This window comes from Alteromonas sp. C1M14 (assembly GCF_018860965.1).
Taxonomy (GTDB): Bacteria; Pseudomonadota; Gammaproteobacteria; order Enterobacterales; family Alteromonadaceae; genus Alteromonas.
This window is the reverse complement of sequence record NZ_JAHKQF010000011.1, coordinates 276,490-289,891: the sequence shown is the minus strand read 5'-3', so window position 1 is coordinate 289,891 and position 13,402 is coordinate 276,490. Positions and strand designations below refer to the sequence as shown.

The following is a 13,402-nucleotide window of genomic DNA, read 5'->3' as shown; positions in this document are numbered from 1 at the left end:
CATGAAATGAAAATAAGAGATTACTACTGGCTTCTCGTATTGCCCTTATTTTGTGACTTGTAGGACACTATTTCAATGACAAACCGTTTAACCTGTAAATATTGTCGTCTAATGGTAACAAGCTCACTTCTGATTCATTTTTCTCGCACCATACTTGGGCCGTTTTTTCCCTCTCGGCTTTTTAGCGATCACAAAACAAGGAGAACCGTTGGATGATCGATACCCCATTTGGTTATGTGACGGTGTTATTGGCCATAGCAAGCAGCTTGTATTGCCTTGAAACCTACGTCAAGTTACGCCTGTTTCGCTATTTGCCGGCCATTGTACTGCTTTATTTTGTGGTGATGGTTTGCGCCAGCATGGGTGTGTGGGAGTCTGGCCCCGTTATCGACAACACCTACAAGGCACTGCGGAACAACTTACTTCCTGCGATGATTTTTCTCATGCTTTTAAATGCCGATTTAAGGCAAATTAAAAAGCTAGGCTGGAAAATGATACTAACGTTTTTACTCGCTAGCATGAGTATTGCCTGCGGCTTTATTCTCACTTTTGCGCTTTTTCACAATGGTCTTGCTGACAATGCATGGAAAACATTTGCAGCACTTTGTGGCAGTTGGATGGGCGGCACAGGGAACTTAGCGGCAGTGCAATTAGCCTTAGATGTACCAGATTCAGCAATGGGCTACACCTTGCTAATAGACTCCATTGACTATGCTCTGTGGGTGATGTTGCTTCTTGCGCTTGTCCCTTTCGCACGGCAATTTAATAGATGGACGGGGGCCGATGATCGCATGTTGGCTGACGTTGGGGCATCGTTGGAACAATCCCAGCAACAATCTTATCCTGTTAGTGGCGGTAATTTATTGTTGATGCTGGCGCTCTCCTGTGGCGTTTCTGCTTGGGCGCAATGGCTGTCTGGCTTTATGCCCTCCTCGGCCTACTTTACGGGTACCGCATGGACAGTCGCCTATGTCACCCTTGCGGGCGTCATTGGTGCCATGTCACCGTTAAAACGCTTTGCCAGCGCAGAGATGCTAGCCATGGTAATGCTAAATTTAATCATTGCTCTTATCGCCTCAAGAGCCAGTTTTGGTGAAATGCTAGAAGCCCCTGTATATATCCTGGCCGGAGGTATGATTTTGCTGATCCACGGCCTTGTGATGGTGCTGTGCGCAAAGCTCTTTAAATTAGATCTCTTTACCTGTGGGCTGGCGTCGTTGGCCAATATTGGTGGCGTGGCTTCAGCGCCAATTCTGGCGGCATCCTACTCGAAAGCTTTAATACCGGTGGGCGTGCTTATGGCCATGCTCGGCTACATTGTCGGCACTGCCGGTGGACTGGCCGTAGGTAGAGTGCTCGCCCTTATTACTCATTGATGAAGGGTTTAGGCTAGCGCCACGTCGAGGATCATCATAATGACAAAGCCAACAAGCAGTGAAAACGTGGCTAAGTTTTGATGTCCTCGGCGATGGGTTTGGGGAATAATTTCATCACTGATAATAAACAGCATTGCCCCGGCAGCAAAAGCCAAAGCCCATGGCATAAAGGTTTCCATGGTGGCCACAGCAAAGGCACCCAGTAAGCCTCCCACCGGTTCAACTAGCCCAGACAATATACCAATACCCGCTGATTTTAAGGGGGTGTACCCTACCGACATCAAGGCCACAGATACGGCTAAACCTTCCGGCAAATTCTGTAACCCAATGCCAATAGCCAGCGTTACACCATTTTTTAGTTCCCCCCCGGCAAACCCTACTCCCACGGCCAAGCCTTCGGGAAAGTTATGTAATGTAATGGCAATAACAAATAGCCAGATCTGACCTAACTGAGTGGACTCACGCCCTTCTTTACCCGTACCAAAATGTTCATGGGGCACATTTTGGTGTATTAAAAATAGGCAACCGGCACCAATAAATACACCCAAACCCACAACAAGGGCGCCAAGCACTGGTTGATGGTAGTCGTTGCCGGCATATTCTAATGCTGGTAAAAGCAAAGAAAAAAAGGTGGCCGCCAACATGATACCTGCGGCCATACTGAGTAGCCCATCTTCGGTTTTAACGGACAACTTTTTAATGGTTAATACGCCAAGGCTTCCAACGGTTGTGCCCATACTGGCACATAAACTCGCCACAAAGCCCATTAACACAACATTTGATGAGTCCATGATGTCTCCGTAAACGTGCTCTTAATTTAAAGACAATCGGCCTCAAGGTAAGCATTACATTAGGCGGTACTGTTCCACCCTATAGGGTATTGATTACACATAACGCACCAATCGCGGTACGCGAGAAGATACCCGCGATAAAAGTTCATAAGATATGGTGCCAGCACAGCGGGCCACTTCATCTACGGGAAGTTGCTGCCCCCATAACTCAACGGGATCACCAGGTTTAGGTATAGGAATATCAGTCACATCCACGGTAATCATATCCATGGATACCCGCCCTGCTAACGACGCTTTTTGCCCGTTGACCACCACAGGGGTACCACTAGGACAATGGCGAGGATAACCATCAGCATAGCCAATGGCCACGGTGGCAATCACCGATGGACGTTTTGCTTGCCAAGTTTGACTATATCCCACCGTATCACCGACCTTAACGGTTCGTACCGAGATAACGCTGGACTGTAAACTCATCACCGGCTGTAACGATAAGCCGCAGTCGTTTTGCAATGGCTGGGCACCATACAGGGCAATACCCAATCGATTCCATTGTGCTCGGGACTGAGGCCAGCCAACCACCGCCGGTGAATTAGCAATACTTACCGCCAAGCCAGTTTGATCACGCAAAGCAAGAAAATCGTCTAATTGTTGCAAATTAAACGGGTTATCGAGGTCATCGGCACAGGCTAGATGGGTAACTAATACCGGCGGATCTCGAAACAAATCTTTGTATTCAGAAAGTAACGGTGGGATCTCATGACACTGAAAACCCAAACGGTGCATACCCGAATCGACTTTCAACCACACCGTCGGGCGCTGATCTGGTGAGCAGGATGCCAACCACTGCAACTGCTGACGTTGGTGTACCACCAGAATGTAATTCTGTTGGCCCGCCACGGCACATTCATAATCTTGATGAGGCCCTTCAAGTACCACTATGGGCACGGTGATCCCCGCGTCGCGAAGTAAAATAGCTTCTTCAACAATGGCCACAGCAAAAGAGGGAGAACGCCCACTAAGAATTCGGGCTACATTAATTGCGCCATGACCATAAGCATCGGCCTTGATCACTGCCATGGACTGCCCTTCTGTCACCATGGCCGATAATAAATCGAAATTATGAAGTAGTGCGTCGGCATGAATGACCGCGCGGGTTTGCCTGCTCAAAAAAAATTTTTCCTTGCTACTGAATAGATGAACACCCTACTATCTTACATGGGCAATAAAATTCCGGCTATACATATTAAATGGAATAATATATTCTACATATTCAAACTAATAAAAATAATGTAATAGGGCAGAATGTTAGGTCACTACGCATTTGCAGATATACTGGTATTTATCGGCTACGGGCTTGTCCTATTAGGCAGTGGCTGGCTATTTAACAGACAAAACCGGTCGGCCAACGATTACTTCCTTGGTGGCAACAGTATTCCTATGTGGATGGTGGCCATTTCCGTGTTGGCCACGTCTCAATCTGCCGCCACCTTCTTAGGCGGGCCTGATCAAGGCTATCGCAACGACCTCACCTACCTATCGACCAACATTGGCGCTTTTATCGCAGCCTATTTTGTTGCAATCTTTCTCATTCCTCGGTTTTACCAACAAAAAGTGTATACCGTCTATGAATTGTTAGAGCAACGATTCGGCGCACGGGCAAAGCGGCTTGCCGGTTTAATGTATTTGTTTGGCCGGGTCTTTGCCAGTGGTGCCCGTCTATACATGGCAGCCCTCGCTGTGGCCATGATTTTATTTGGTAATATTGACGCCTCTAGCGTGATCACCGCCACCCTTATTATCACCGTGTGTGGTTTGGTTTATACCGTGTACGGTGGAATTCGTACGGTCATTTATTCTGATGTGCTGCAAGCCGTTATATACGTAGGTGCAGCCATCGCTGTGATCATAGTTTTATATAACGCCATACCCGCCTCATTTGGTGACATTGTCGCGGCGCTACAAAACCCAGCTCCTGGGGAGACCTCTAAACTACGGCTCATTAATACGGATTGGGATTTCTCCAACAGCGGTGTGTTTAGCTTGCTTTCCGTATTAACAGGCTTCGTTTTACTTAATATTGCCGCCTTTGGCCTTGACCAAGATATGACGCAACGGGTTTTAACCTGCAAAAATGCAAAAGAAGGCAGCAGGGCCATGCTCATGTCTGTGGTCATGGTGATCCCAGTTATGTTGCTGTTTTTGGTCATCGGTTTGTTGTTGTATGTTTATTACCAACGCCCAGATATTATGGCTTCGGGGTTGTCTGACGGACCGGTTCCCTCTTTTGCCGGTGAACCCGTTACCATATTCATGTATTACGTTCTCACCGAAATTCCTGCCGGTGTGCGGGGTTTGGTTACCATTGGAATTTTGGCCGCCGCCTTATCAACATTAAACTCGGGGCTCAATTCCATGGCCAGCGTACTGGTGCAAGATCTTTACCGCCCTTGGCGAGAAGCAAAACATCAGCAAACCCAAGACAGCCATTATGTAAAAGCTGGTCGCTGGGCCATGGTTCTAGTGGCCTCAGCGTTAGGATTTATGGCATGCCTATGTTATTACTGGCAACAGTACACCAATATGCCATTGTTACAATTTGCCCTGGGCGTCATGGTCTTTTCCTACAGCGGATTACTGGGTGTGTATTTCGTCACCTTGTTCTCCCAACGGGGCAGTCAGCGCTCAGTGATTATCGCCCTGATTGTGGGTTTTTTGGTTCCTTTGTCCATGCAGCCATATGTGATCCATACTGTGTTACCCTCACAGTGGCACTTTGAACTAGGCTTTACTTGGCAGCTTGTTATAGGAACCGCCATATCGACTTTAATTTGTGCGTTAGGTCGCACAACAGCGGAGCCGAAAAACTAGTTTTTCGTGTCCCCATTTTTAAGAAGAAAGCTGCAGTACTTTGGTGAAAAAAGCAGTGCAACCTCATAAGGCAAACTATGCAGGCAAAAAAAGTAAGCGGAACTTCTGATTTACTCGCCCAATTGAATAAGATCGTTTCAGAAGGCCGTAACCCAGAAACCATGGACATTGACTTACTGTCGACAGATGCAATTTTACGGAAAATCAATCAGGAAGATGCCAAAGTAGCGAACGCCGTTGCTCAGGAGATCCCGCAAATTGCCAACGCCGTTGATACCATTGTAAGCCGACTCCAAGCCGGTGGACGTTTAGTCTATACCGGAGCGGGTACCAGTGGACGACTGGGGATCTTAGATGCGGTAGAATGCCGTCCTACCTTTAGTGTGCCCGATACTTTGGTTATCGGTATTATTGCTGGTGGAGAAACCGCTATTCAGCATGCGGTAGAAGGGGCTGAGGACAATAAAACCCAAGGCGCTAAAGATATTAAGGCCATTGATTTTTGTGAAAAAGATGTTTTGGTAGGGTTATCTGCCAGTGGCCGTACTCCATATGTTGTTGGAGCATTAGAATACGCAGCCAGCCTTGGCGCTGCCACCATTAGCATTGCCTGTAACCCAGATTCCATTGTCCTCGACGCCGCAAGCATTCCAATTTGCCCTGTGGTAGGTCCTGAATGCCTTACCGGCTCTACCCGCATGAAGTCGGGTACGGCGCAAAAGCTGGTACTCAACATGCTAAGCACCGCCAGCATGATTCGATTAGGTAAAACCTACCAGAATCTAATGGTGGACGTGAACGCAACTAACGAAAAGCTCAAAGCAAGGGCAATTCGTATAGTTATGCAAGCCACTGACTGCACGAAAGAAGAAGCCTCCAAAGCGTTAGAAGATGCTAAACATAACGCTAAAGTTGCCATTATGATGATTTTGACCGATACCAATGCCAGCGAGGCAGAAACGATGCTGGTAACCCACCACGGCTTTCTACGCCGCGCTGTAGAGCAACAATGAGACAAATAGGGTCAAGTGCACTACTTTTGTGGCTGTTGATACTATCAACCACCTTTGCATGCAGGGCGGTGACCCTTGGCGCTGAACGCACCGACGCTTACCTTTCTCTCACAAAGGGTAAACGCATTGGGCTCATCGTCAACCAAACCTCTACCGTGGGTGATAGCCACTTAGTGGATTACCTTCTTGCCAGGAATGTGGATATTCGCAAGGTAATGGCCCCAGAACATGGCTTTCGTGGAGATGCTGGTGCAGGGGAAACCATTACCGACGGGCATGATCCGAAAACCGGTCTTCCCATATTGTCACTTTACGGGAAAACCAAAAAGCCCACGGCGGATATGCTTAAAGATGTGGATATCCTGATTTTCGATATACAGGATGTGGGCGCGCGTTTTTACACCTATATCAGTACATTGCATTTAGTCATGGAAGCGGCAGCCGAACAAGGTAAGCCGCTGATCGTTTTAGATCGGCCGAATCCAAATGGGCGCTTTGTTGATGGTCCGGTGCGTGAAAACGGCTTTCGCTCTTTTGTGGGCATGGATCCCATTCCACTGCTCCATGGCATGACCATGGCAGAACTTGCCCTTATGATAAAAGGTGAAGGCTGGATATCCCAAGCCAAAGCATTGTCACTACACGTGGTGACCATGATGGATTATGACAAGCAACAAGCTTATTCCTTACCCGTTGCGCCAAGTCCCAATTTACCCAATGATCAAGCAATCGCCCTTTATCCGTCGCTGTGTTTATTTGAAGGCACCACGGTTAGCGTAGGTCGAGGAACCCCTTTCCCCTTTCAGGTACTCGGTCACGACAAGGTAAAGCTGGGTGATTTTACATTCCGCCCCCAAAGCCTGCCCACCAGCGCCCCTCACCCGAAATTAGAAGGAAAACAGCTCGCTGGTATGGATTTGCGGCGCTCATCAATAGCGGGCTTTGACTTGTCTCTGCTGTTGTCTGCTCACGCCAAGTTTAAAAAAGCAGGGGTTTTATTCATTGATAGACCCGCCTTCTTCGATAAACTTGCTGGCACAGATAAGTTACGACAAGCCATAGAAGCCGGAGACAGTGAGGCGCAGATTCGTCAGCAATGGCAGCCCGCTTTGATCCATTTTAAACGGCAACAACAACCTTATTTACTTTACTAAATCTATCCGAGGGGCGTCCCGCCCCCAACAGATTAATTCTTTTGTTGTTTGAACTGGGACACCACCTCATTGGTTTTTTCCAGCAACTTGCGTCCCGGTCGTGACGCCTGAGTCAACGCAATAAACAACATATCAATAATTAATTCTTGCGCTGTGCGGGCTAAAATGGACGACAACCGCAATGACGCTTCTTCTGCCACCGAATACAGTTGCACCTGGGCTTTATCTGCAATTTGATTGTGGCCGTATTTTGTAATCGAAATCACCATAGCATGGTTGTTTCTCGCCTCATCAACCACGTTTGCGATTTCCCGGGTGCTACCGGATTCACTAATTGCAACCACCACGTCGTGTTCACCAAAGGTTGACGCCAGTGCCAATTGAATATGGCCGTCGGCTTCTGCCATGGCGGTTATGCCTAGCTTTTGCAATTTATAGGCAAAGTCTTTACACACCAACGCCGACCCGCCGATCCCGCAAATCATTACCCGTTTGGCATTTTTGAGTAATTCTACCGCTCGCTCAAAGGCCACCATTTCATTTAAATTGCGGGTTTCATTTAACACGCTGATCTTACTCGCAACTAGCTTATCAGCCATCTGCTCAAAACCGTCAGATAAGGTAATTTTGCCGTGGATCTGGGTATTGGGAGCCTCTTTATTTAACGAATCAATGACTGCAAGTTTAAACGCTGGGTAGCCTTTATAACCAAGCTTTTGCGCAAACTTCACCACACTCGACTGACTGACACCCACTACATTAGCCAATTCCTGAGACGATAAGTCCCGCACCGCGTTGGGTGAATCCAGTGTAAATGTCGCTAACTTCGATTCACTGGCAGACAATGCGTGTTTTATTGCTTTTATTTTTGTAAATGCAGACATGAATTCATCACTTTAATTATCGGGAACTGAGTTTCGTCCTTGTGTGAGCGGTACACCTGTGACGCTAGGTAATAATAATGCCACTCATCTCAAAGAATTTATTATTCAAATATAAACCAGTTGATGAGAATATCAAAATACCATTAAATAAGCATACGTATTTCTGCGGCATTCTTAGCAATAGAAAACGCAAACTTAAATTAAGGATTTCTCCATGAACGCCCATCCAGATCTGGCGATAGCAGATATTGCGAATAAATTTGATGCTATGCATTGGCAAGTGCTGGATAAGGCGCATCTTACGGCTGAAGATTTAACCACCGTGGTTCGTCCGTTATCTGCCCATCAGGAAATTGCCACCACCTTGTTAGGCCATTCCTATGAAGGTACTCCGATTATTCGTTATTCTTTAGGTTCAGGGCCGCTGACTATTTTAGCGTGGACACAAATGCACGGAGACGAACCCACCGCGACCGCAGCGGTACTCGACTGGCTGCATATTTTGTTAAACAGCGAACCGGTGGGCCTGCCCAAAAACTGGCAAGATTTAGTCACCGTTCATGTGATCCCCATGCTTAACCCCGATGGTGCAGCAAGAAAGACCCGCGTTAATGCCCAGGGCATTGATATCAACCGCGACGCCAAGGCCCTGCAGTCGCCAGAAGGTCGCATTCTTGATCAACAAGTAAAGCAACTCGCTCCCGATGTTGCGTTTAACTTGCATGACCAAAACCCTTATTACACTGCCGGCACTTCAACTAACCCGGCCACCATTGCCTTTCTGGCTCCTGCCTACCATGAAGATAAGCATGTGAATGCCTCGAGACTTCGTGCCAAACAGCTTATCGCCGGTATGGCAGGTACCTTAAATTACTTTATCCCTAACAGTATCGGGCGCTATGACGATACATATTCTTTTCGCTCTTTTGGTGACAACATTGCTGCCAGCGGCGCCAGTACCATACTGATAGAAAGCGGCGCGGCTTTTGACGATCCTCATCGTCAACTGGCCAGAAAGATGAATGTTATTGCGTTACAGTATGGGTTGTTAAGTTTGCTAACAGACACCTATCGAGCCTACTCACTGGCCGATTACTATCGCATTCCCGATAACCGCGAAGATGGCTTATGTGATACGAAACTCAGCCACATAACCTTAGGGCTAAACCCGTCTTACCACGTGGACATCAGCATTAATATCAGTGCTAAAACCGGTAAAAGCAATATCACTGCCATAGGTGATTTACGTACCGTACATGGTTTTAGCGACATCGATGGCCGAGGGCTTACCCTGGCCGACATTAAACCCTACGTGGTCACCTCGCCGTTACAACTTGATGATCTGGCTTATCGTAAATTATTGGCACAAGGCGTGAGCTACTTTGTGGATGCCAATGGCCTGCTCACCCATACCTGTCAATTACCGATCAGAGTTGAAACGGCCCCCTTACCGCAAGTATTCATGCTACCGGGAGAGCGGGCTTTCTTTCTTTTAAAGAACGATAACGGTGTGCAGGCGGCCGTACTCGAAGGCAAGTGGATAACGTTAAATCCGTAAAAAACACTGTTTACGATACATAAGGTAAACGGGGCAATAACATAGCAACAGAAAGCTACACGCGAACAACAGCGACGCCAAGGAAGGTGAAGCGAGAGGTAAAAATACCTGTTCAAAAAGCCAGGTTTTTAACGTGACTCCCGCCACAGGGATCATCAGTAATAGTCTGGCGATAATACCCGACAACATAAAAAATACGATGCTGTTCGCCCCTGCCACCACAAAAGGTTTAGCCCATGCTTGGTAGCGTTTTATATCTAAAACAAACACCAACGTTCCTAACAGAAGCATGGCTAAGCCCGCGCTCAGCACGGTGTAACTTGGTGACCACAATGCTTTATTGATGGGCACCCATAAGCTGAGTATCAACCCCACAACCGTAACGGCTACCCCAACACCCGTTAGTAAGCCACAGCGCATTAATGCAGATTGCTTTAACATCAACCATTGCCCTGCTATAACACCAAACAAACAGGTGCCCACCGCAGGTAACGTACTGAGCATGCCTTCAGGATCAAAAGCAAACGGCTGGGCGTTCGGGTAATACACATGCTTAGCACCAAAAATAGAGTTGTCTAACCAAGCCGATAAGCTATTACCAAACTCCCATAGGCCCATATAATGGTTGCCTTGATTATCGGTATAGGGCAACCATGCCATCGCCGCCCAATAACCGCCTATGGCCACCACCAACATTAAATAATGAGCTACTTTGCCCCACCGATAGACAATAAACGCGGTAACTAAATAAACCAGTGCTAACCGTTGCAATACCCCCATTATGCGCATAGAAAACAGCCGATCATTTAACCAGCTAAAATTAGGATCTAGGGTATTTACGTAAAACAGACTGAGAAAAATACCCAGTGCAAACAAGATAGCACTGCGCTTTATTATCGACAGATAAACCCCGTTAGTCTTAGCGGGATGACGTGCAGAAGAAGACCCAATGGCTAAGGCTACGCCCATAATGAAAACAAAAAAAGGAAACACCAAGTCGGTAGGGGTAAGACCATGCCATTTTGCATGTAATAAGGGCCAATAGACCCATTGCCAACTTCCTGGGTTGTTCACCAGTACCATCAGCACAATGGCTAACCCGCGCATTACATCAACCGCCATCACTCGCTTCATTTATTCCGTCTCATAGTAGATAACTGGGCAATAACAACAGCCTATAGCATCACACTGCTATAACAATTACCAGCAGCATGGAATATTTTATTATTTACATCTTGTTCATCTGTGATAATTTGGTTATTGCGTCTTCGATTCGGTTAATAATTTATGGTTGCTCGTTTATTCTCTCGCTATACCCTGCTTTTACTCACTGCATTGCTAATTGCAAGTTGCGCATCGGACTATCCGTCCATGACGTCGAAAAACCGAAGCGAGCGCATCAAAACCCTCGTGATGCACTTTACCGCCATTGATTACGAGAAAAGCGTCCATGCACTGGTAGATGAGGGCGGGTTAAGCGCCCATTATTTAGTTACCGATCCCTTTGACCCTTCAAATCCATCCGCTGAGGCCAAAGCCATTTCATTGGTTCCCGAAGACAAGCGAGCTTGGCATGCGGGTGTCAGCTATTGGCAAACACGCTCTCATTTAAACGATACATCCATTGGTATTGAAATCGTAAATGTGCCCAAATGTGAGCACGATACAACGACGGGACAAGCAGCCTCAGAACACGGAGCTAATCGACTGTGCTTTTTCCCCGATTATCCAACAGCGCAAATTAATGTTCTTATTGCGCTGGCAAAAGACATTCTCGCCCGCAATCCCGATATCCATCCCACCGGCGTAATCGGTCATTCAGACATCGCCTTTGATAGAAAAAACGATCCAGGTCCTCGCTTTCCTTGGTTTGAACTGTATCAGGCTGGGATTGGCGCCTGGTACGACAATGAAACTAGAATTCGCTACTGGAAAACGTTTAACCAGCAGTTACCCAATATTGGGCTGATGCAGGCAGCATTGCGAGAATATGGCTACGGTGTCATCGAGACCGGTATTTTTGATAGTCCGACCAAAAACGCCCTCTATGCCTTTCAGATGCACTTTGTTCAAGACAATGTGTCCGGCCAACTTAACAGCGAAACGGCAGCGGCACTCTTTGCCTTGATTGAAAAGTATTTTCCTGCCAAAGGCGAAAAGTTGATGGCGCGGTACAAAAAGGAAACCGCCCTTACTCACACCACAGCGACAAAAACACCGTCAATAGGACAGATCGCCCAAGTATTCCCCAGTCAAAACCGGTCGAGTCGAAAAGACGTAAACGATAAAGCAGCCTTTAAAAGTTATAAAGGTAGAGGCGAAATCATACTTAAAGCAGAACAAGATACCCGCGCTACTATTCAGGTAAATGGGCAAACCTTAAATATTGCCACGCCCTTACTCGCGGGAAAAACCTATCATTACAGTTTGAAAAAACGCACAAAAGATGGCGTAAATACCCTGTCAGTGAAAGACGTTTCGCCAGCACAAAACACCGTCAATATTACCGTGCCCTGGCCTGCACTTGTGGACAATACCCAAGCGTGGCAACAACGTTTCAGTCAGGTGGATGCGCTGATTAACGAGGAAATCGATAACGGCTTCCCTGGCGCCGCCCTCTTGGTCATAAAAGACGGACAAATCATCAAACGTGAGGCGTATGGTTATGCGTTGCGCTACGACGCCAACGGTACGGCGTTGCCCTCACAATCACCCATGACTACCTCTACCTTGTTTGATTTGGCTTCTAATACCAAAGTAATGGCCACTACCATGGCCATCATGAAATTGGTTTCGGAAGGAAAAATCAACGTAGATGCCCCCCTTTATCAATACTTGCCTGAATATCGCGACAATGGACGTGAAGCTCGCACCGTACGGGACTTACTGAGCCATCAATCCGGCTACGGCTCTGAAGTGCGCTTCTTTAAGCCAGACAATCCATATGGCCCCGCACTAATGTCTCGAGAGAAAAACAGAACAAACCGTCTACTGGCAACCAAGGTGCCTTTTAAAGAAGGGAATAAACTGGAAGCCAAATACAGTGATACCAACTTTATGCTATTGGGGTATTTGGTTGAGCGGGTAAGTGGTATGTCTCTTGATCGCTATTGCGAACAAGAACTGTATGCCCCGCTGCAACTTAACCACACGGTTTTTAACCCCCTTAAAAAAGGTTTTCGACCCGATCAGATTGCTGCTACCGAGATTAACGGCAACACAAGAAATGGCCATGTCGCGTTTCCGGGGATCCGTACTTATACCCTGCAAGGAGAAGTTCATGATGAAAAAGCTTGGTATAGTATGCAAGGGGTTTCGGGGCATGCTGGGTTATTCTCAAATATTGATGATATAGGCGTGTTATTACAAACTTTATTAAATGGCGGTGGATACAACAATGTGTCCTTGTTCGATGACCAAACCCTAGCGCTGTTTACTGGGCCATCGTCTTTAGATCCCGGCTTTGGGCTAGGCTGGCGGCGGGCAGCCGACGGACGTAACAGTTGGCATTTTGGTCCTTACGCCAGCCATACAGCCTTTGGTCACACCGGTTGGACAGGCACGGCCACGGTTATCGACCCCACCCTAGACTTAGCCATTGTACTATTGACCAACGCCCGCCATACTCCGGTAGTAGAGTCCTCAACCGGTAATTTGGAGTTTACAGGCAAAAAACAGTTTGAAACCGGCAATTATGGCAGTGTTATTACCCGTATCTACGCCGCGGTGCTGCAAAATAATTAGTTAATGCATCCCGT

10 protein-coding genes are annotated in these 13,402 nt (G+C 47.3%); 6 read left to right on the top strand and 4 right to left on the bottom strand.

What is annotated here, in order from left to right; genetic code table 11:
* Positions 1 to 212 precede the first annotated feature (212 nt).
* Positions 213 to 1,376: a DUF819 family protein gene (locus KO501_RS10815; protein ID WP_216029683.1), complete on the top strand. Its 1,164-nt coding sequence runs from the start codon at positions 213 to 215 to the stop codon at positions 1,374 to 1,376.
* 8 nt (positions 1,377 to 1,384) lie between these two features.
* Here the strand turns inward: KO501_RS10815 and KO501_RS10810 are convergent, their stop codons facing one another.
* Positions 1,385 to 2,167 carry a ZIP family metal transporter gene (locus tag KO501_RS10810; RefSeq protein WP_216029682.1) on the bottom strand — a complete coding sequence of 261 codons (783 nt, stop codon included), beginning with the start codon at positions 2,165 to 2,167 and terminating at the stop codon, positions 1,385 to 1,387.
* 93 nt (positions 2,168 to 2,260) lie between these two features.
* Complete coding sequence (gene alr, locus KO501_RS10805) at positions 2,261 to 3,334, bottom strand: alanine racemase (RefSeq protein ID WP_216029681.1); 1,074 nt, start codon at positions 3,332 to 3,334, stop codon at positions 2,261 to 2,263.
* A gap of 135 nt (positions 3,335 to 3,469) precedes the next feature.
* Between alr and KO501_RS10800 the strand changes: the two genes are divergently transcribed.
* The 3 genes from KO501_RS10800 to KO501_RS10790 all read left to right on the top strand — a co-directional run bounded on the left by KO501_RS10800 (position 3,470) and on the right by KO501_RS10790 (position 7,202).
* A complete protein-coding gene (locus KO501_RS10800; protein ID WP_216029680.1) occupies positions 3,470 to 5,035 on the top strand; it encodes a sodium:solute symporter in 1,566 nt (521 codons plus the stop codon).
* A 77-nt stretch (positions 5,036 to 5,112) separates the two neighbouring features.
* Positions 5,113 to 6,048: an N-acetylmuramic acid 6-phosphate etherase gene (gene murQ, locus KO501_RS10795; protein WP_216029679.1), complete on the top strand. Its 936-nt coding sequence runs from the start codon at positions 5,113 to 5,115 to the stop codon at positions 6,046 to 6,048.
* A complete protein-coding gene (locus tag KO501_RS10790) occupies positions 6,045 to 7,202 on the top strand; it encodes a DUF1343 domain-containing protein (protein ID WP_216029678.1) in 1,158 nt (385 codons plus the stop codon). Before murQ ends, KO501_RS10790 begins: the two co-directional genes overlap by 4 nt.
* Positions 7,203 to 7,234: 32 nt before the next feature.
* On the opposite strand, the gene KO501_RS10785 is transcribed toward KO501_RS10790, so the two are convergent.
* Positions 7,235 to 8,086, bottom strand: a complete 852-nt coding sequence (locus tag KO501_RS10785; protein WP_216029677.1) for an SIS domain-containing protein — start codon at positions 8,084 to 8,086, stop codon at positions 7,235 to 7,237.
* Between the two features lie 214 nt (positions 8,087 to 8,300).
* Between KO501_RS10785 and KO501_RS10780 the strand changes: the two genes are divergently transcribed.
* Complete coding sequence (locus tag KO501_RS10780; protein WP_216029676.1) at positions 8,301 to 9,644, top strand: M14 family zinc carboxypeptidase; 1,344 nt, start codon at positions 8,301 to 8,303, stop codon at positions 9,642 to 9,644.
* On the opposite strand, the gene KO501_RS10775 is transcribed toward KO501_RS10780, so the two are convergent.
* Entirely contained in the window at positions 9,633 to 10,778 is a 1,146-nt protein-coding gene (locus tag KO501_RS10775; RefSeq protein ID WP_216029675.1) for a DUF5009 domain-containing protein, read from the bottom strand. The two genes, KO501_RS10780 and KO501_RS10775, sit on opposite strands and share 12 nt — an antisense overlap.
* Positions 10,779 to 10,931: 153 nt before the next feature.
* Between KO501_RS10775 and pbp4b the strand changes: the two genes are divergently transcribed.
* The gene (pbp4b, locus tag KO501_RS10770) at positions 10,932 to 13,388 is read left to right on the top strand and encodes a penicillin binding protein PBP4B (RefSeq protein ID WP_216029674.1); all 2,457 of its coding nucleotides are present in this window, start codon (positions 10,932 to 10,934) and stop codon (positions 13,386 to 13,388) included.
* The last annotated feature ends 14 nt before the right edge of the window (positions 13,389 to 13,402 follow it).